We start from the raw sequence: 20,883 nt of genomic DNA on the forward strand, positions 1-20,883 counted from the left end.
TGGAAGTATAACAAAAATAGATTATTTTGTCTTTTAGTCTTAAAGAGAATAGATTATTTTACTTTATTTAAGGTCTCTAAAAAATCATCGGCATTTTTATACCCTACGATTTTAGCACTTTTTATTTCTTTTTTATTCCTGTCCCAAAAAATTAAACCAGGAGGTCCTACTATATTAAAGCGTTTTTGCAAAGCTTTATCATCTGCATTGTTTTTTGTCACATCTGCTTTTAATAATAAAAAATCATTTATTAAAATCTTTTTCACTCTCTCATCTTGAAAAGTAAAGTTTTCCAGTTCTTTACAAGAAATACACCAATCGGCATAAAAATCAAGCATTATAGGTTTGCTTGAATTTTTAATCGCAGCATCTAATTCTTTTATGTTTTTTATATAGGTAAATTTAATTTCATTGTTTATTCCAATAATACTAGCAGAACTTGTAAATTTAACTAAAGGATTTAGTACATTTGTAGCTCCACTGCTAGCTCCTACAAAAACAAGTGCCCCATAAAGTAAAAGAAGCGCTGAGATTAGACGAACAAGAATATGTTTATAAGCTTGAATATATAAAGCAGAAGCAAGCATTAAAACAGCCCATGCATACATAATAAGACTAGGATCAAGTACTCTGTCTAACATATAAATAGCAATACCTAACATCAATAATCCAAAGATTTTGGAAATACTGTCCATCCACTCGCCTGGTTTTGGCATGTATTTACCTGCTCCTAAACCAATTAACAATAAAGGAATACCCATTCCAAAAGACAGAACAAATAAAGCAAGCCCACCTAAAATAGCATCGCCTGTTTGCCCTATGTAAATCAAAGCTCCTGCTAGTGGTGCTGCTACGCAAGGCCCTACAATTAATGCAGATAAAAAGCCCATAATTGCAATTCCAACAAAACCTTGTTTTTCTTTTCCTTCACTGCTTTTATTTATTTTATTTTGCAGACTTTGAGGCAATTCTAATTTAAAATATCCAAACATTGAAAAAGCCAAGAGTACAAAAACAAAAGCAAATATACTTAAAACATAGGGATTTTGTAAAGCAACTTGTAAATTAGAACCAAATAAACCAGCTAATACCCCCGCTATTGTATAAGCAAATGACATAGAAAGAACATATACAAAAGAGAGTAAAAAACCTTTTTTGGAAGAAAGTTTTTCTTTTGCACCCGCTTTTACAATTATAGAAGATAAAATAGGAATCATAGGAAAAATACAAGGGGTTAAAGACAGTAAAAGTCCAAAACCAAAAAAAGTAAGTAAAACAACAAAAATATTACCATCTCTTAATGAGTTGGTAATTAAATCACTTTCACTTAAATCATCCTTGTCAATATTTGAAAACATAGGCACTTGATTATTATTTTCTAAAGTTCCTGCTCCTAAATCAAGCTCAACGGTACTGGTCATTGGTGCATAACACAAACCATTGGTTGAACAGCCTTGATATTGCGCTTCAATAGTATAAAGTGTTTTTCCAAATTTGCTTATTAATAATTCATGAGGGATATCAATACGAAGCCCATTAAAATGAACAATAAACTCATGATACATTTCAGGTTTTTGAACACTTAATTCTTTTGTAATATCTAAAACAGAAGGTTTTATTATTGAGATTTTTAATTTTTCATCGTATAAGTAAATATCTTTTGCTAATACTAAATCAACAATAAGTTTATTGTCTTTTTTTTCAAAATTAAATTTTATTGCATCCGTGGGGCTTAAAAAATCTTGCTCAAGAGCAAATAAATTAACGATAAAAAAAAGTATTAATAGTATCTTTCTCAATAGTAAATCCTTCGTATAGTAAGCCTTAAAGGCTTACTTGATAATTGTATACTAAGCTAAATTAGTAAACAATTCTTTAATGGAAATATTCTTCCACATTGGCTTTTATTTCATCTGGCGTTTTAACACCTCGCTCTAAAGCTAAAACTAAACCATTTTCTATATACGCTAAAGCAGGCATAACACTTGCTTTTAAACGTTTTGCTAATTCACTTTGTGCTTCAATGTCGACTTTATAAATGGTAACACCATCATTGGGATTGCTTGTTTCATATTTTGTTAAGTTTTTACCTAAAACCTTACAAGCGTATCACCAAGAAGCGTAAAATTCTATAATTACATTTTTATTGCTTATTTTTTGATCAAAATTTTCATTTGTCAAATCTTCAAATGCAAACAAAGATGAAACAAACAACAATAAAACAAGAAAAAATTTCTTCATTTTCTATCCTTTCGTAAATTCTTCATTATTAGTATACATTACTTATGTGTATTTTATGTTTAGCTAGTTATAACAAAATTTTAGAGCAAGCTTCGCTATAATTAGGAACTTAGAAAAACTTAGGATAAGAATGAATAGATTAAAACTGGTACATCCAGATGACTTAGACATAAAAAATGACATAATAATTGATATCAGAAGAGAAGCCGAGTTTGCAGAAACTGGAATTATTAAAAACTCCATTAAACTAACATTTTTTGATGATTATGGACAATATGATTTATTATCCTGGATAAAAGAGTTTAAAAAACATGTTAAATCTCAAGACCAGAAGTTTGTTTTAGTATGTGCTCATGCACAAAGAACTGACATGTTAGGGAACTATTTATTGAATGAACTAGAATATAAAAACACTTCTCATTTAGAAGGTGGGATATCTTTATGGTTACGTTTAAACAAAAAAACGGTTTAGTTAAATTCTCTTATTCTTTTGTCTTCTTTAATCCAAGCGTTAATTCCCTTAGATAAATAATAAACATTATGGTATTTCTTTTCTTCAAATAATATTTTAGCTAGTTTTTTTGATCTTGTAGTATCTGAAGAAACCAAAACAAAAGATTTTGTTCTGCTTTTAACCAAACGCGCAAAAATATACAACCAGCGTTTCATATTGTATTCATTGTCTTTATTATAAAAAGTCAGACGATAGGAGTTAGGAATTATTCCTGTTTTCTGCCATTCATCTTCTCTTCTTATATCAATAACAACAATATTTTTAGCCAATAAAAATTCAAGTTTAGCACTTGTTATTAACTCTTCTTTTGAGAATAAAAAAGAAGTAAAAAATAAAAAAATAAGCACTATTTTATATATATTCATTCAAGAACCTATATATAAGTGTAACTTGCAAGATTACAAATAAACATACAGGCTATTTTTTTGCAGCTTTTGCTTTTTGTAAATGCTCAATTAATTCATCAATATTTTCATAAGGAATATGTGCTTTCCAAGAAACATCAGAACCATTTAGAGTAATACCAATACTAACAACATCATTTGAACCCGCACCATAAGGTTCAACAATATCAGAGATTTTAATAATACCTTTTTTCGTACCATGTAAAGAAATTGTAGATAATTCAGTAGTAGACATTTTATATCCTTAAAAGTTATTTATATTCATTCTTACGAAATATTGCTTTGAGTCTAATAAATTAAATTTTGATAAAAACAATTTTATTTATTTAGAGATTAAATATTATTTTGTAATTGCTTGTGAAAAAGAAACATTTTGATCAAGTAAATCAACAATATCAACTAAGTCTTTTTCCCAAAACATTAAAACAGTGGAACCCATTTTAAAATAGCCCAAACATTCACCTTTTTGGATATGTAAATCTTCATATTCATATACTTGAATTTCTTTAACGTCTTTATTTGTTTCTACTTGTGGCTCAAAATTAAATACCATTTGCCCAACATTTAAGGCCCCCACAAATACCATATAAAAAAGTTTATTTTCTTTGGTATAACACTCTAAAATAACTCTTTCATTTTGAACAAATAAACCCACTTCTTTTTTTAAATAAGGAATATTTACAGGATAAAGTTTTCCAGGAACATGAATTAATTTTTTTACTGTACAAGACATTGAAGCATGATATCGGTGATAATCTTTAGGGGATAAATAAAAGTTCATATATTTACCATCTCTCATTTTACTTATGTTTGTACTTGCATGAAAAGTCAAAAGTTCTTCCAACGAATATGCCATACCCTTAATTTGTAAAGCTATATCCCCTTTTAAACTTCCTGCTTGTGTAATAAAAGAATCTGCTGGTGAAATAAAAACATCTTCATTTACATTGATTTCTCTGTTTATTGCTAATTCTCTTGTAAATAAATCGTTTAATGATTTATAATACTTTGCTTGTCTAAATTCACTCATATTTAAACCTAAAAATTTAACATATCCATTATTTATTATACTTTGAATAAAAGAAGGAAATTCTCTTTTGGCGAACTTCCCAAAAACTTGAGAAATGATATTTGTAATGTGCATTCGTATCCTTAAACTATATTGTTGACATTTTAGCTAAAAGTCACTTATTTTAAAATACCTCTGGGTAGTTAAGATTCTAATTAGAAATATTTTTGATAATTAAGCAAAATTTTGCTATTTTTAATATTATACGTACTAAGGAAAAAAATGCATAATATTACAATTACACACCAATGCGGTTGTGTTAAAAGAAGCGGTTTTGAAATTGAAACAAATATTGTTTCAAAAGATGATGCGTTAATGAAAGCTCTTGAAATGAAGAATACCATGAATGAAAAATTCTGTGGGAAACACAATTTTGATATTACAGAAGACAAAGAAAACTTTTTAATTTCATTTGCTGCTAAATCAAGTGTTTCTTCATCCTGTTGTGGGGGTACAAGCTGTTAGTTATTTTAAAATAATTACGCTTTGTATCCAAAAAATAAGTGATATCTTTATCACTTATTTGGTATTAATAAAATCAATTTACCTTTTTCTTTCATTCGCCCAGCGTGTGCTTCCGCTATTGGACCAAAACCATAAAAAAAGTCTGCTCTAATATCGCCTTTAATAGCTCCACCAGTATCAGCAGCTATCATTACTTGATTTACCTTAGACTTGCTTAGAGGATTTTTTGTTTGGATAAAAACAGGCATTCCTAGAGGAATATATTTTCTGTCCACTGCCAAATTTCGCTCAGCTACTAATTCAACACCTAAACTTCCTGTTGCTCCTCTTTTTGCTTTCGCAAAAAAGATAAAACTCTGGTTGTGATTTAAGGTGATATCGGTTAAATCTGGATTATTTACAAACCATTTTTTCATGCCTTGCATTGAAGCATCAATGCCATTTCCAATATAACCTTTTTTAATCATATATCTACCAACTGATTTATATTTTCTTCCATTTTGATTGGCATAAGAAATATTCACATAAGAACCGTCTCTTAATTCTACTTTTCCCGAGCCTTGAATGTGTAAAAAGAATAAATCCACTTTATTATCCACATATAAAATCACTTCTAATTTATCTTTTTTTATAATTTCTTCTCGTGTATCATAAGGTACAATTTTGTTTTTTACTATTTTACCTCGAAGCCTGTATTTTTTAAGCTCAGGATATTCACTGGAAAAATCTACAAAAAACATATCTTTAGGTACTTTGTAAATAGGGTATTTATAAATATTGGTTTTTTTAAGGCTTCCTTGTAATAAAGGTTCGTAATAACCTGTAATTGTACCTTCATCCTTTTTATCTTTGCTAAGCAGTTTATAGGGAGTGAAGTTATTTTTAAAAAATGCTTTTGCATCCTTAGCAGTACTTGCTTTTTCACAAACATTTTTAAAAAGCTCTTTTCTTTTACTGCGTTTGCAGCCTTTGTTAAAAACATCTAGGGCTAAGCTCAGATTATCTTCTTCAAAACCTTCCAATTCAGAAAATTCCATTTTTTGCATCTTGGCTTTTGAAATATCTTTAAACGTATATAGTTTGGGGCTACAAGCTGTGAAAATAAAAAGAGGAAGTATTATTAGGGCGAGGGTTTTAATTGATTTCAAGCACATCCTTTATGGCAAATAATTTGTCATTGATTATGCACTAGTATATATAAAAAGTGGCTTATAAAATTTTCAAAAGTAAATTTTATCCTGCTCTTGTGTGGACTTCTTTTAGTTCACAACAATTACAAATATATTCGATTTCAACTACTCCTGAACAGCCATGATTTTTTAATATCTTTGCTTTAATAACTTCTGTTTTAAAGGTGGTTCTTGTTTTTTCATCATAAAAAGTTTTCGTTTTTTCATGACAAGAAGGACATTCTCCCGCATTTAATAAATCCACTCTTGAATTCTTGTTTTTTAGATATAAAAGTGTTGAAAAAACAGTTAGTAAAAAAAATATACTTAATAAAATAATTGTTTGCATTAAATTCTTTCAAAAAAAAAGCAAAGCACTTCTGCTTTGCTTTTTAATAAATTGGACTTATTCTACTTCAGCATCGATAACATCATCGTCATCTTTTTTTGCTTTAGCATCTGGTTTTGCATTTGCATCGCCTTCTTTTTTATACATTGCTTCTGCTAATTTATGAGATTTTTCAGTTAAATCTTTTAATTTAGTTTCAATATCTTCTTTACTAGCATTTTCATCTTTTAATGTCTCTTCTAGTGCAGCTGCTGCATCAACAATTGCAGTTTTTTCTTCTTCAGATACAGCTTCTTCATTTTCTTCTAACGTTTTTTTAGTTTGGTGTAACATAGCATCTGCTTGGTTTCTTACTTCAATAACTTCTTTTTTCTTAGCATCTGCTTCTTTATTTGCTTCTGCTTCTTGAACCATTTTTTCAATTTCATCATCAGATAATCCTGAAGATCCAGAAATAGTAATTTTATTTTCTTTTCCAGTACCTTTATCTTTAGCAGATACATTTAAAACACCATTTGCATCAATATCAAATGTTACTTCAATTTGAGGAACACCTCTTGGAGCTGCTGGAATATCAGATAATTCAAACATACCTAAAGATTTATTATCTTTAGCAAATTCTCTTTCACCTTGTGCTACATGAATAGAAACAGCAGGTTGATTGTCTTCAGCAGTTGAGAATGTTTGAGACTTTTTAACAGGAATAGTAGTACCTTTGTCAATTAATTTTGAAAGTACTCCACCTAGAGTTTCAATTCCCAGTGATAAAGGAGTTACATCTAATAAAAGAACATCTTTAACATCTCCTCTTAAAACTCCCGCTTGAATAGCAGCACCAGCAGCTACTACTTCATCAGGATTAACACCTTTATTTAAGTCTTTTCCAAAAAATTCTCTAACGATTTCATTTGCTTTTGGTAATCTTGTAGAACCACCAACCATAATTACTTCATCAATTTCATCCTTATCAAGATCTGCATCTTTAAGTGCAGTTTTGATGTGCTCAAGCGTTTCTTTAATTAAGTCTTCAGTCATAGATTCAAACTTAGCTCTTGTTAAAGATTTAACCAAGTGAACAGGACCAGCATTACCCATAGAAATAAATGGTAAGTTAATTTCTGTTGATTCAGCAGATGATAATTCTTTTTTAGCATTTTCAGCAGCATCTTTTAGTCTTTGAAGTGCCATTTTGTCATTTCTAACATCAAAACCATTCTCAGCTTCAAATTCGTTTGCAAGCCAATCAATAATTGCATTATCAAAATCATCTCCACCTAAGAAAGCATTTCCATCAGTAGATAATACTTCAAAAGTACCGTCACCAATTTCTAATGTTGTAACATCAAATGTTCCTCCACCTAAATCATAAACAAGAACTTTTTCTTCACCTTTTTTATCTAAACCATAAGCTAAAGAAGCAGCAGTTGGTTCGTTAATGATTCTAAGAACATTTAAACCAGCAATAGTACCAGCTTCTTGAGTTGCTTTTCTTTGTGCATCATTAAAATAAGCAGGAACAGTAATAACAGCATCTGTTACTTCTCCACCTAAATATTCTTCTGCATCAGTTTTTAATTTTCCTAAAATTTTTGCTGAAATTTCTTGAGGCGTATATACTTTATCAGCAATCTCTACAGCAGCAGAACCATTTCTATCAACGATTTTATATCCAACTTTAGATTGTGCATCTTTAGCATGTTCTTCGTCCATCATTAAACCCATAATTCTTTTAATAGAATATATCGTTTTTTCTGGATTTGTGATTGCTTGTCTTTTTGCAGGATCTCCTACTAAAACTTCACCTTTATCTGTAAATGCTACGATTGAAGGAGTTGTATTTTTCCCTTCTTTATTAGGGATAATTTTTGCTTCTCCCCCTTCATAAACTGCTATACACGAGTTTGTTGTACCTAAATCTATTCCAATTACTTTACCCATAATTCTTCCTTATATTTATTATTAATTTTAATTTAATTTCAATAGTTTAATGACATGTCGGTCACTTTTTAGTATCTAGAAAACTATGCTCTAAACACTATCCCTAGTCCCTGTATTTGTAAAAAGTTTACTTTTTACAAATACTAACCATAGCTGCTCTTAAAAGTCGCTCTTTGAATTTATAACCTTTTTGCAATTGTTCTACAATAAAATTATCTTCATGATCAGGACTATCAATTTGCATTACAGCATTATGAAAATTAGGATCAAATTCCCCATCCGTTTCTACAAGTGTAATATCATGTTTTTCAAAAGCCGTATTAAAGTTTTTGATTGTTAAATCAATTCCTTCTTTAAGTTTCACTAATAGTTCTTCTGCACTTAGATCAGCATGTGAAGAAGCTAAAGCCATTTCAAGTGTATCAATTGATGTTAATAAATCTTTTGCAAATTTTTCACTGGCATAATCAATAGCTTGATATTTTTCTTTTTCTAAACGTTTTTTAACGTTTTCAAAGTCTGCATGAACACGGTAATATTTGTCTTCACTTTCTTTTAGTTTTTCTTCTAAAAGTGCTACTTTCTCTTCTAAAGAATCTTCTTTTTTAGCTTCTTTAGTTTCAACTTCTACTTCACCCTCAACAAGTACTTCTTCTGGTGATGTTTCATTTAAATCAACAGTTACTTCTTCTGTAACTTTTTCATCTTTTTTACTCAATATATTCTCCTAATTCAATGTAATTGTATTGTAAAAAAATTCATAATCTTTGGATAGTTCTCCAACTACAAACATTTTACTCTCTCGTCCATCAATTTTACAATTATGACAAATTGCGATATATCCTTCTGGTATTAAACCAGAAAAATATAAACCTTCTTCTAATCCTTCTAGGATTTTACCTTTTAAAAAATTATTAATTATTATGTCGTCGTAGTCATATTGTAATGCCAATGATAAAAATTCTTTTATGTTAAAAATATTAAAATCACTGTTTTGCAAATAAACATTAATAGCATTATAAACGTCCATCGCTCCAACTTGTTGAGATATTTTCACTATTGATTTTAAGTCAATGCTTATCATATCTTTAAGAAATCGGAATAAAGGATCAGAATACTTAACAGTAATCTCAAAAGAAGTGAATTCCAATAACATATACTTATTTTGTATGTTTATTAAATCCACAAGCACATCTGATTTATCTTCCAAAACAAAAACACTCACTCCAATTTTAGTAGCAAGATGCTCTATTGATTTTGAAAACACTGAGTCAAGTTTAAAATCCAGTTTACTTGTCCAATATTGTTTTAATGCTTCAGATGTGGGTGTTCTTCCAGAACTTACGTGTTCTTGTGCTAAATAACCTTCATCTCCTAACTTTTTAAAATACCCTCTAATTGTGGCAGGTGAATATCTAATATCGTACATAGATTTTAGTTGGGTTGAACCAATTGGTTCTAAGTGCTCGATATAAGCTTTAATAATAGATTGTAATAAAAATTCTTTTTTGTCTACCATTGTACCCTGCTTTTATTATTTTAGCACTTATATTCATATACTGCTAAAAATATTATACCAATTGAGTGTTTAATTGTCAAGTATATTTTAGCAAAGCAGATAGAAAAGTGCTAATTCTCTTTTTTTCTATAGTTAGGTACGTTAATATGGGACTTTTGAAAGTTATAGTTTGATACAAAGAAGTATTAAAATGAGCCAATCAAAAGACAAACTCATTATAATTTGTATTTTTAAAAAGAAACGGGAGTAATAACAGAGATATAAGAAGCGTGAATTTGCCCTTTATTCTCAATTTTATGAGGAATATCTGGGTTGAAACGAATACAATCACCTTTTTCTAAAATAAATTCTTTTTTATCCAAAGTAACTACAATTTCACCTTCTAATACATAATTACATTCTTCTCCACCTTTAGTATGAGGAATAAGTACTTCAGTAATACGATTAGGCTCTAAATTAACAAGAACCAATTCAACATCTCCTTGTAAATCTGGAACCAAAAGTTCACAAGAGTATAAAGGATCAGGAAAAGAAATTGTTTTTCTTTTATTTTTTCTTACTACATAAGCAGACTCATTATTTGTATTCATCTGAGTTTCTTCATCATTTGTAAATAAATGGGCTAAGGTAGTATTTAAAACTTTTGCAATTTTTCTTAGAGTTTCAACAGAACCCGAAGTAGAGCCATTTTCTAATAAGGATAACATAGCAACAGAAATAAGCGATTCTTTCGCTAATTGTCTTGCTGTCATTTTTTTTTGTTTTCTTAAAAGTTTTATTTTTTGTCCAACGTCCATCTCTTTTGGCATTAAAACCCCTTTTTAAGAAACTTGTATAAGTGAATAGTTTAAGTATATATCTACTTTAGGGTAGTTAAAAGCCGATTATTACTAAATTAATTTAATAAAATTAAACTTTTACTTTCTTATTTTGCAATTTTTGTTACTAATTGTATCAGCATAGTGGACATGGATTATTATTTTAGTTTAATTAAATAATTTAACTAAACTATGTGCTAAAGTTTAATCAGATTAAACAAATAAGTATTTTGTATAAAGATTAAAGGAAAAAAGATGACAATAGGTTTAGTAAAAGAAATTAAAGTTCATGAATATAGAGTTGGTTTAACACCAGATGATGTTGAGTCTTATGTAAATACAGGAAATATTGTTTATGTTGAAAAAGGTGCTGGAGAAGGTGCTGGCTTTGATGATGCTTTATACATTGAAGCAGGTGGATCTATTGTTGAAGACAAACAAAAACTTTTTGATGATTCTGAAATGATTATAAAAGTTAAAGAACCTTTACCAGAAGAATATGATTTTTTTCATGAAGGTCAAATTCTTTATACTTATTTACATATAGCAGCAGATAAACCCCAAGCGTTAGCATTATTAGCTAAAAAAGTAAAAGCCATTGCATATGAAACCATTACTAGCCCTGAGGGTGGATTACCTTGTTTAACACCAATGAGTGAGATTGCAGGAAGATTAGCAGCTCAAGAAGGTGCTAAGTACCTAGAAAAACCTTTTGGAGGACGTGGTGTATTATTAGGTGGAGTTCCTGGTGTTCAACGTGGTAATGTTGTTATTATTGGAGGAGGAATTGTTGGTCTTAATGCTTGTAAAATGGTAGTAGGATTAGGTGCGAATGTAACTGTATTAGATATTTCAGCTTCTAGACTTGCTTATTACGATGATTTATTTTCTTCAAAAGTAACTACCTTGTTTTCTAACAGAGCTAATATATTAAAATCAATCAAAGAAGCCGATTTAGTTATTGGTGCTGTTTTAATTCCAGGAGCTGCTGCGCCTAAATTAATATCAAAAGATGATTTAAAATTAATGAAAAAAGCTTCTGTTATAGTAGATGTTGCAATTGATCAAGGTGGGTGTTTTGAAACTTCACATGCAACCTACCATGATGATCCTACTTTTGTAGTAAATGATGTTTTACATTATTGTGTTGCTAATATGCCAGGTGCTGTTTCTTTAACATCTACCTTGGCATTAACGTCTACTACTTTAAGACATGGTTTAAATATTGCTAATAAAGGTCTTGAAAAAGCTTTAGCAGATGATATTCACTTATTAAATGGACTTAATACTTATGATGGTAAATTAACCAATGAACCAGTTGCTAAAAGTCTTGGTATACCTTACGAACCAGTTACTTTTTCTTAAAAACTAAGCCAATATTAAAATATTGGCTTAGTTATATTTTATTTTAAAAGTATTCTTGTGGAGTTTCTTTATAATCTTCTACACTTGTGCTTTTTAAAAAGAATATTTTTCTTAAGATATAAACAATACCCAAATTCTTTTATTCGAAGTACTTTTTATAAGATAAAATCACGTCAATTTTATTCTATTATTTTATAAGACTTTTATGTATAATGCCTGCATTAATACATAAAGGAATCTTATGGATTTTATCAATTTATCAATTTTAGCCATTTTTATTCCCACTTTCTTTTTTGTTTCGATTACGCCTGGTATGTGCATGACCTTATCATTAAGCATGGGACTTAGTATTGGTATTAGAAAAACAATGTTTATGATGTACGGAGAGCTTGTTGGAGTTGGATTAGTTGCAACTGCCTCTGTTATTGGAGTAGCTACAGTTATGCTTAAATATCCCAGCATTTTTATGGTTTTAAAATACGCTGGTGGCGCATATTTAATTTACCTAGGTATTTCAATGTGGCTTTCCCGCGGTAAAATGGCCTTAAGTTTGGATGGTAATTATAATATATCGAATAAAGACTTAGCGCTACAGGGATTTGTTACAGCTATTGCTAATCCAAAAGGCTGGGCATTTTTTGTAGCCCTTCTACCACCTTTTATTGATAAAACACTTCCTTTAGCTCCACAATTAAGTGTTTTAATCTTTTTCATTTTATCTTTAGAATTTTTATGTTTGATTATTTATGCCAGTGGAGGAAATGGTTTACGAAAATTATTATCACAATCCTCTAATGTAAAACTTTTAAATAAGATTGCAGGTTCAATGATGATATTAATTGGGATTTGGTTAGCAAGTACTTAAAAAGTACTTGCGCCTAGATATGAAAAACGTACTTATTTCCCTCTAAATTCACTTTTATTTACATTTTGGACAACTCCAATTGCAATGGTTTTTATTTCAGAAGAAATAATATTGGTTTCATCTGCAACATTTGCATTTTCTTGTGTAAATTTATCTAAAGAATTAATAGTATCACTAATGTGATGCATCACAGTTGTTTGCTCTTGTGCCGCATTTGCTACATCATCAATAATTAGATTAGTTTCATTGATTTCATTCTCTAAATTCTCAAAACCATCAATCATATTTGAAGTAATCTTTTTTCCTTCTTGGGCTTTGATTGAAGCAGAAACAACTAATTCTGTTATCTCTTTTGCAGCTTCTGCTGATCTACTTGCTAAGTTTCTTACTTCTTGCGCAACTACTGCAAAACCTTTACCTGCTTCACCAGCAGTAGCAGCCTCAACAGCAGCATTTAAAGAAAGAATATTCGTTTGAAATGCAATTTGATCTATTATGGCAATAGATTCATTAATAGTTTGCACTTTTTCATTGATTTCATCCATAGCATCAACTGTTTGATTGGCAAGTTTTTTCCCTGCTTCTGAAGATTTTTTAGTATTTGAAGATAAAGTAAACATACTTTGTGCTTTTTGACTTGTTTGATTAATATTTTCTGTTATTTCAGTTATTGAAGCAGCTACTTCCTCCAGCGAAGCGGCTTGGTTGGTTGCATTTTGGGATAAGATATTAACATTAGAGGAAAGATTTCTTGAACTGTGTTCTAAGTTAATTCCATCATTTTTATTGTCAAGCAACATTTGATTAATCATTTCATTCATACTTATAATTTCTTTACCAATTAAACCCGAATTATTCGCATCTAATATTTTTGTAAAATCTCTTTGTGAATAAGATTCTAATACAGAAGCAAGAGTGTTAATGTCATTGCCAACAAAAGCTTCTAATTTATCCAGCATATTATTAATAAGCTCTTTTAATTCATTTAAAGAGTTTGTTGAACAGCTTTCTTCAATTCTTTTTGTTAAATAACCTGAACTGACATCATTAACAACAAGTTTTACATTTTCGATTAAAATATTGTCTTCGTTAATATGGCTTTTTATATCTTCAATATTATCATTAATAAGTTCTGCCATCTTACCTATTTCATCATTGGAAGTAACATCGATTTTTTCAACGCTGTTTTTAGATTTATTTAAATATGCGAAAAAGTCTAAAAGACCATTTTGGAATTTTTCTAAAGGATTAGAAACAATTTTATTCACTAAAATAAAGATTACTCCCAGAATAATTAATGTTAAGATAATACTCGCAATAATAAATTCTTTTTGAACATCTTTTGATATTTTTAAAAATTCTTCTTCATAAGAACCTGCAATAATAATCCAATCCCATTTTTTATAACTTACAAAAGCAGCCACTTTATTTCTTACTTCATTTTTTTCTTCATAGTTGTATCTTATGGTTCCCACTTTTTGTTTAATCATATTAGATACAAAAGTATTGCCATTAGCATCTTTTAATTTCAAGATATTTTTACCCTCTAAAGAAGGGTGTAATAAAACTTTTCCAGATGAATTTACAACATATATATAACCTGTTTTTCCAATCACTACTTTTTTAAGTCTTTCACTTAAGGTTTCTAAACCTTTTGTAAAATCATATCCAATATACAAAGCACCAATTATTTCCCCCTTAGAAACAATAGGAGAATATACAGACATATAACTTTTTCCAGCTATGCTTTCAAGCCCAACAAAACGCTCACCTTTTTCTATATTTTCAACAATCTCACTGCTTGGAGTAATAATATCAAGCATTATTCGTTTATCTTCTTCATCTTTTAAAGAAGATGAAATTCTTAAGTACTCACCCTTATCTTTTACATAAATAGCGGCAGCAGCACCCGTTTGTTTCGTAAAAAAATCCACAGGTTCAAAGTTTTTATTTAATCTTGAAAAACCATCAAATAAAGCTAAGGTATCTCTGCCATCTATTTTAACCGTTCGCTCACCTTTTAAACGTAAGTTACGAAAAGTACGCTCAAAAACATTCATTAGTACCAAAGAATTCTTTTCCAAAGTATCATTGTATATTTGTGCAGTTTGGTAATAACTGTTCACTTGAATCGCTAAGTTGGACTCCAACTCTTTAATTAAATTTTTGTTAATATTACTGATCATAATCGCTGTGAAAATAGTCATTAAAATCAAAATAGTGATTCCTATTAAAATAGAAAACTTTTTATTTATACTGTTAATCATTTGATAATCCTGTATTTATTTATTCTATATTCTAGAATAAATAACTTTTTAAGTACCTTAGTAATGGTACAACACAAAAAATATAACTTTGATTTAAGTTTAACACTCAACTGCATTAACAGCTAAACCACCTAAAGAAGTTTCTTTGTATTTGTGCATCATATCTTTACCTGTTTCAAACATGGTTTTTATAACAGAGTCTAAGGAAACATGATGTTTTCCATCTCCATTTATTGCCATTCTAGCCGCATTCACCGCTTTCATTGACGCCATTGCATTTCTTTCAATACAAGGAATTTGAACATAACCCCCAATAGGATCACAGGTCAAACCTAAGTTATGTTCCATTCCAATTTCTGCTGCATTTTCTACCTTATCAACATTTCCACCCATTGCTTCTGCTAACGCTCCTGCAGCCATTGAACAGGCCACTCCTACTTCTCCTTGACATCCTACATCAGCTCCTGAGATAGAGGCATTTTTTTGATATAACATACCAATAGCACCCGCTGTTAATAAAAATTTATTAATAGCTTTCATATCGTATTCATCTAAATTTTTATTAATAAATCTGTTCATATAATGCATCACAGCAGGTACAATACCTGCAGCTCCATTAGTAGGCGCAGTAACAACTCTCCCACCACAGGCATTTTCTTCATTTACTGCAAGCGCATATAAATCAATCCAATCCATTACTTCCAAAGGATCAATCATAGAAAAATTAGCTTTTTTAGAAAGTTTTTCATAGAGTTTTTTTGCACGTCTTGGTACTTTTAAGCGTCCGGGCATTAAACCATCATGTTTGCAACCATCTTCTACACATTTTTCCATTACATTCCATATTTCTTTTAACTTTATGTTAATTTCTTCTTCACTACGATAGGCTTTTTCATTTTCTAAAATCAGCTCAGAAATACTTAAAGAATGTTTTTTACATAAAGAAATAAGTTCTTTAGAAGAATTAAATTCATAAGGAATATTGACAGAATTGTCGTCTTCTTTTTTATTTATCTCATCTTCGCAAAGAACAAAACCCCCACCAATAGAATAATAGGTTTTTTCTATTAAAAGTTTTCCATCTTCGTAAGCATAAAAAGTAATTGCATTAGAATGAAAAGGTAAAAACTCCATTTTCATAATTAAGTCTTTGTCATAATCAAAGTCTATACTCACGCCATCAAGTAAACGAAGTCGCTTGTTTTTTTTAATATTTATTACTTCTTCATTCATCATATCTGTATCGACGTTTTGTGGTGTTTTTCCACATAAACCTAGAAGGACTGCTACATCACTTGCATGTCCTAAACCAGTTGCCGCCAAAGAACCATACAAAACAATACTAAGTTTATTAATTTTGTTTAAATACTTTTTTGTTTTTAAAAGTGATGAAAATTGATTTGAAATAACCATAGGACCTACGGTATGTGAACTAGAGGGACCAATCCCTATTTTAAAGATATCAAAGATACTAGCTTTCATATTTTTCCTTAAAAATAATTTTTATTCATAAATATCAATTTAACAAAATATTTATATCTATACTAAATTGTACTATTCAAAAGGGGCATAAAAGTGGCATAAAATGCGAAGTTTTAGCTTCACATTTTAAGATAAGATTAGTGGTCTAAAATTTGTTCTAAGAAATGTTTTAAGCGTGGAGATTTAGGATTGTCAAAAAATTCATGAGGTTCATTTTCTTCAACAATTTGCCCTTCATCCATAAAAATTACTCGGTCTGCTACTTTTTTAGCAAAACCCATTTCATGTGTTACTACAACCATTGTAATACCTTCATCCGCAAGGCCAACCATAACATCTAATACTTCTGATACCATTTCAGGATCAAGAGCAGATGTTGGTTCATCAAATAACATTATTTCAGGATTTTTACATAAACATCTAGCAATTGCAACACGTTGTTGTTGCCCACCAGATAACTGATTAGGATATTTATGTGCTTGATCCGCAATCTTAACTCTTTCTAAATGTTTCATAGCAATTTCAATTGCTAATTTTCTTGGTTTTTTATATACCCACGTTGGAGCTAGAATTAAGTTCTCCAAAATAGAAAGATGGGGAAAAAGATTAAAATGTTGAAATACCATTCCAATTTGAGATCGAATATGTCTTACAATTTTCACATCATCAATTAAATCTGTACCATTAATATGAATAGTACCTTCTTGAAAATGTTCAAGATGATTCATACATCGAATAGTAGTAGATTTACCAGAACCAGAAGGCCCACAAATTACAAGTTTTTCGCCTTTTTTAATATTTAAATCAATGCCTTTTAATACATGAAAATCACCGTACCACTTATTAACACCTTGCATCTTAATCATATATTCTACTTCACTCATTACATTTCCTTTATAGTAAGAAAGAGACTTTATTCGCCTCTTATTCTTTTATTTATTTTCTGTATTAAATCTTCGTTCAATGGATTTAGAATATTGTGACATTGAAAAACAAATTGCCCAATAAATCATAGTTACAAATACATAACCTTCCACTTCAAAACCTAACCATTGTGTATCACTATTGGTTAATGTAACCATTGCGAGAATATCAAATAAACCAATAATTAAAATCAAGGTTGTATCTTTAAATAATGCAATAAAAGAACCTACAATATTTGGAATTGATATTTTTAAAGCTTGTGGTAAAATAATTAAAAACATTGCTTGCCAATACGTCAAACCTAAAGCATCTGCTGCTTCATATTGACCTCTTGGAATTGCTTGCAATCCACCTCTAATAACTTCTGCAATATAAGCAGATTGAAACAGAGTAATACCTATTAAAGCACGTAATAACTTATCAAAATCTATACCTTCATGAAAAAACATTGGTAAAACAACGGATGCCATAAATAAAAGAGTAATTAAAGGTACCCCTCTAATAAACTCAATAAAACCAATACATAAGGTTCTAATTAAAGGCATTTTAGATTGCCGCCCAAGGGCTAACATAATTCCAATAGGAAAAGAAGCAATAATACCTACAGATGCAACAACAATAGTTAACATCAAACCACCCCATTTATGGGTTTCTACATGCATTAATCCAAAAATATTTCCAGATATTAATATAAAAGAAACAATTGGAAATGCTATTAATAAAGCCAATTTTGCTTTTGGAGTTTTTAATACATACTTAAATAAAACAATAGATATAGGGAAAAGTACAACAATTGTTAATATACGCCAATGTTCACTTTCAGGGTAAAAACCATACATAAATTGATCAAATTTTTCAATAATAAAAATCCATCTAGCACCATCTTTTGTAATCTCAGCTTTAGTACCTGACCACGTTGCATCAAAAATCATCCAATCCAATAAAGGAGGAATAGTCATATATACCAAATAAAAACCAAGCAAGGTTAAAATAGTATTCCCAATAGAAGAAAATAGTTTCTCTTTTGCCCAATGAATTGGACCCTTAGAACCTGAAGGAGCTTCTCTTACTTCTTTTAATTCAAAAATAGCCATCTTATCTCCCCTTTAATTGAATTTTGGCGTTGACCCAGTTAAGAGCAACGGATATTATAATTGAAAATGTCAAATACACAGCCATTGTCATTAAAATAATCTCAATAGCTTGACCCACTTGATTTAGTGCCGTCCCTGAAAACAAGGTTACTATCTCTGGATATCCAATAGCTGTTGCTAAAGATGAATTCTTTACCAGGTTAAGATATTGATTTATAACAGGAGGAATAATAACTCTTAACGCTTGAGGAAGAACTACTTTTTGTAAAATAATATGATCTTTTAATCCCAAAGACTTAGCCGCTTCTTTTTGTCCTACTGGTACAGATTCAATTCCTGCTCGAACAGCTTCTGCAATATAGGTTGCAGTATAAATACTTAACGCAAAAGCAAGAGCTAATAACTCAGGAATAATAGTGAATCCACCTTTAAAATTAAAGCCACTTAAAGCAGGATAATCAGCTGATATTGGTTGTCCTGATACAAAATACACAAGAACAGGAGCAAAAACTAAAATTGCTATTGATACTTTGTAAATAGGAAATTCTTCTCCTGTTTCATCGTGTCTTTTTTTAGACCATCGTACTAAATAAAAGACAGAAGCAATAGCAATTAGTATCGAAATACCAATAAAGATTGCGTTTGATTCCATAATAGGTTTTGGAAGTATAAAACCTCTGTTATTTAAAAATGCATGCTCAAAAAAGACCATACTTTTTCTAGGGCTTGGAAGTGCCGCTAATACAACGTTATACCAAAATAATATTTGTAATAAAATAGGAATATTTCTAAATATTTCTACATATACCATACACAATTTTGAAATCAACCAGTTGTTTGATAAACGTCCAATTCCTATCATAAGACCTATAATAGTAGTAAATACTAATGCAATTACAGATACTAAAAGTGTATTTAAAACACCAACTAAAAATACTCTTCCATACGTTGAACTTACATCATCGTATGGGATTAAATTTTGACTTACTCCAAAACCAGCTACTTCATCTAAAAAAGCGAATCCTGTTGTAATACCTCTTTTTTCAACATTGTCAAATAGGTTTCCTACTAAATACATAGTAATAAGAACAACTATTCCCAATGTAACAATTTGATAAATAACTGCTCTATTTTCTGGATTGTTAAAAAATCCTTTAGAAAAGAGAGCAGTTTTTTTGTTATTTTTCATGTTTTACCTCGAAGATATAAATTTGTTATTAATATATACAAAAAAAAAGGGCAAAGCCCTTTTTTCTCAAATCAATTATCTAATTGGCATAGGGTACATTAAACCACCCTTGTTCCATAATTTATTTAATCCTCTAGGAATATCTAAAGGAGAATCTTTACCAACATGCATATCATATGATTGACCGTAATTTCCAATTTGTTTAACAATTCGGTAAGCCCAAGCATTATCTAAACCTAAGTTTTCACCTGTTTTACCAGAAACACCTAATAATCTTTGAATTGAAGGATTTTTAGATTTAAGTTGTGCATCAACATTTTCTTTAGTAACACCAGACTCTTCAGCTTGAAGTGTTGCATACATAGTCCATTTAACAATATTAAACCATTTATCATCACCTTGTCTAACAACAGGTCCTAAAGGCTCTTTAGAAATAATATCAGATAAAATCACATATCCAGCAGGATTATCCATTTTAGATCTAATACCAGCTAATTGAGATGCATCAGAAGTAATAGCATCACATCTACCTTTTTTAAATCCATCACCAGTTTGTCCTGAAGTATCATAAGTAACTGCTTTATATTCCATATTATTTGATTTAAAATAATCTGTTAAGTTAAGCTCAGTCGTAGTTCCAGCTTGGATACAAAATGTAGCACCATCTAATTCAGAAGCTTTAGTAACACCCAATTTTTTATTAACTAAAAAACCTTGACCATCAAAATAATTTACACCAGCAAAAGTAACACCCAAAGAAGTATCTCTAGTTGCAGTCCACGTAGATGCACGAGCAAGTAAGTCAATTTCACCAGATGCTAATGCTACAAATCTTTCTTTAGCAGTCATTGGAATATATTTAACTTTAGAAGCATCACCTAAAACAGCAGCAGCTACTGATTTACAAAAATCAACATCTAACCCTTTCCAAACACCTTTTGAATCAGTAGTAGAAAAACCTGGGATTCCAGTAGAAACACCACAATTTAAAACACCTTTACTTTTAACATTCGATAAAGTATCTGCACTAGATACTGTAGCAGCTAGAGCTAGAGAAGCTACACTTAAAGAAGCAATTTTTAATACGTTCATTTTTTGTCCTTTTGAATTATGTTGGTAATTTAATATGATTTAAATAATTAAACTAAATTAAACTTTCAATAACTAGTATATAAGTTAAGCGTAGCATTAACATAGCAATTTTATTATAT

General features: G+C 29.9%; 20 protein-coding genes and 1 pseudogene. 4 read left to right on the top strand and 17 right to left on the bottom strand.

What is annotated here, in order from left to right; all coding sequences use genetic code 11:
* Positions 1-53: 53 nt before the first annotated feature.
* Complete coding sequence (gene dsbD, locus HRT41_13005; GenBank protein ID NQY24941.1) at positions 54-1,799, bottom strand: protein-disulfide reductase DsbD; 1,746 nt, start codon at positions 1,797-1,799, stop codon at positions 54-56.
* 76 nt (positions 1,800-1,875) lie between these two features.
* Positions 1,876-2,103 (bottom strand): annotated as a pseudogene (locus HRT41_13010) (thioredoxin family protein).
* A 268-nt stretch (positions 2,104-2,371) separates the two neighbouring features.
* Between HRT41_13010 and HRT41_13015 the strand changes: the two are divergent.
* The gene (locus tag HRT41_13015) at positions 2,372-2,713 is read left to right on the top strand and encodes a rhodanese-like domain-containing protein (protein ID NQY24942.1); all 342 of its coding nucleotides are present in this window, start codon (positions 2,372-2,374) and stop codon (positions 2,711-2,713) included.
* On the opposite strand, the gene HRT41_13020 is transcribed toward HRT41_13015, so the two are convergent.
* The 3 genes from HRT41_13020 to HRT41_13030 form a co-directional block, all read right to left on the bottom strand.
* Entirely contained in the window at positions 2,710-3,120 is a 411-nt protein-coding gene (locus HRT41_13020; protein ID NQY24943.1) for a rhodanese-like domain-containing protein, read from the bottom strand. The genes HRT41_13015 and HRT41_13020 overlap by 4 nt on opposite strands.
* 52 nt (positions 3,121-3,172) lie before the next feature.
* Positions 3,173-3,394 (bottom strand): hypothetical protein, encoded by a 222-nt coding sequence (locus HRT41_13025; protein NQY24944.1) that lies wholly within the window; start codon positions 3,392-3,394, stop codon positions 3,173-3,175.
* A 105-nt stretch (positions 3,395-3,499) separates the two neighbouring features.
* A complete protein-coding gene (locus HRT41_13030) occupies positions 3,500-4,303 on the bottom strand; it encodes a phosphatidylserine decarboxylase (GenBank protein NQY24945.1) in 804 nt (267 codons plus the stop codon).
* Between the two features lie 147 nt (positions 4,304-4,450).
* Here HRT41_13030 and HRT41_13035 point away from each other — a divergent pair, with 147 nt between their 5' ends.
* Complete coding sequence (locus tag HRT41_13035; GenBank protein ID NQY24946.1) at positions 4,451-4,693, top strand: hypothetical protein; 243 nt, start codon at positions 4,451-4,453, stop codon at positions 4,691-4,693.
* A 50-nt stretch (positions 4,694-4,743) separates the two neighbouring features.
* Here the strand turns inward: HRT41_13035 and HRT41_13040 are convergent, their stop codons facing one another.
* The 6 genes from HRT41_13040 to HRT41_13065 form a co-directional block, all read right to left on the bottom strand.
* Entirely contained in the window at positions 4,744-5,832 is a 1,089-nt protein-coding gene (locus tag HRT41_13040; GenBank protein ID NQY24947.1) for a murein transglycosylase A, read from the bottom strand.
* Between the two features lie 94 nt (positions 5,833-5,926).
* Complete coding sequence (locus HRT41_13045) at positions 5,927-6,211, bottom strand: hypothetical protein (GenBank protein NQY24948.1); 285 nt, start codon at positions 6,209-6,211, stop codon at positions 5,927-5,929.
* A 57-nt stretch (positions 6,212-6,268) separates the two neighbouring features.
* The gene (gene dnaK / locus HRT41_13050) at positions 6,269-8,149 is read right to left on the bottom strand and encodes a molecular chaperone DnaK (protein NQY24949.1); all 1,881 of its coding nucleotides are present in this window, start codon (positions 8,147-8,149) and stop codon (positions 6,269-6,271) included.
* Positions 8,150-8,276: 127 nt separating this feature from the next.
* Positions 8,277-8,867, bottom strand: a complete 591-nt coding sequence (grpE, locus tag HRT41_13055; protein ID NQY24950.1) for a nucleotide exchange factor GrpE — start codon at positions 8,865-8,867, stop codon at positions 8,277-8,279.
* Between the two features lie 9 nt (positions 8,868-8,876).
* Positions 8,877-9,668 carry a heat-shock protein gene (locus HRT41_13060; protein ID NQY24951.1) on the bottom strand — a complete coding sequence of 264 codons (792 nt, stop codon included), beginning with the start codon at positions 9,666-9,668 and terminating at the stop codon, positions 8,877-8,879.
* Positions 9,669-9,898: 230 nt separating this feature from the next.
* Complete coding sequence (locus HRT41_13065) at positions 9,899-10,477, bottom strand: cupin domain-containing protein (protein NQY24952.1); 579 nt, start codon at positions 10,475-10,477, stop codon at positions 9,899-9,901.
* A 264-nt stretch (positions 10,478-10,741) separates the two neighbouring features.
* On the opposite strand from HRT41_13065, the gene ald reads away from it, so the two are divergent.
* Together ald and HRT41_13075 are read left to right on the top strand one after the other, a co-directional pair.
* Positions 10,742-11,851, top strand: a complete 1,110-nt coding sequence (gene ald, locus HRT41_13070; protein NQY24953.1) for an alanine dehydrogenase — start codon at positions 10,742-10,744, stop codon at positions 11,849-11,851.
* Positions 11,852-12,092: 241 nt separating this feature from the next.
* Positions 12,093-12,716 (top strand): LysE family translocator, encoded by a 624-nt coding sequence (locus tag HRT41_13075; protein ID NQY24954.1) that lies wholly within the window; start codon positions 12,093-12,095, stop codon positions 12,714-12,716.
* Between the two features lie 32 nt (positions 12,717-12,748).
* Here HRT41_13075 and HRT41_13080 read toward each other — a convergent pair whose 3' ends face one another.
* The 6 genes from HRT41_13080 to HRT41_13105 form a co-directional block, all read right to left on the bottom strand.
* Positions 12,749-14,983 carry a Cache 3/Cache 2 fusion domain-containing protein gene (locus tag HRT41_13080; GenBank protein ID NQY24955.1) on the bottom strand — a complete coding sequence of 745 codons (2,235 nt, stop codon included), beginning with the start codon at positions 14,981-14,983 and terminating at the stop codon, positions 12,749-12,751.
* Between the two features lie 99 nt (positions 14,984-15,082).
* Positions 15,083-16,465 carry an L-serine ammonia-lyase gene (locus HRT41_13085; GenBank protein ID NQY24956.1) on the bottom strand — a complete coding sequence of 461 codons (1,383 nt, stop codon included), beginning with the start codon at positions 16,463-16,465 and terminating at the stop codon, positions 15,083-15,085.
* Positions 16,466-16,602: 137 nt separating this feature from the next.
* Positions 16,603-17,331 carry an amino acid ABC transporter ATP-binding protein gene (locus HRT41_13090; protein ID NQY24957.1) on the bottom strand — a complete coding sequence of 243 codons (729 nt, stop codon included), beginning with the start codon at positions 17,329-17,331 and terminating at the stop codon, positions 16,603-16,605.
* 66 nt (positions 17,332-17,397) lie between these two features.
* Entirely contained in the window at positions 17,398-18,483 is a 1,086-nt protein-coding gene (locus tag HRT41_13095; GenBank protein NQY24958.1) for an amino acid ABC transporter permease, read from the bottom strand.
* Between the two features lies 1 nt (position 18,484).
* Positions 18,485-19,672 (bottom strand): amino acid ABC transporter permease, encoded by a 1,188-nt coding sequence (locus HRT41_13100; protein NQY24959.1) that lies wholly within the window; start codon positions 19,670-19,672, stop codon positions 18,485-18,487.
* Between the two features lie 75 nt (positions 19,673-19,747).
* Positions 19,748-20,764: an amino acid ABC transporter substrate-binding protein gene (locus HRT41_13105; protein ID NQY24960.1), complete on the bottom strand. Its 1,017-nt coding sequence runs from the start codon at positions 20,762-20,764 to the stop codon at positions 19,748-19,750.
* Between the last annotated feature and the right edge of the window lie 119 nt (positions 20,765-20,883).

The sequence above is a fragment of the Campylobacteraceae bacterium genome (assembly GCA_013215945.1).
GTDB lineage: Bacteria > Campylobacterota > Campylobacteria > Campylobacterales > Arcobacteraceae > NORP36.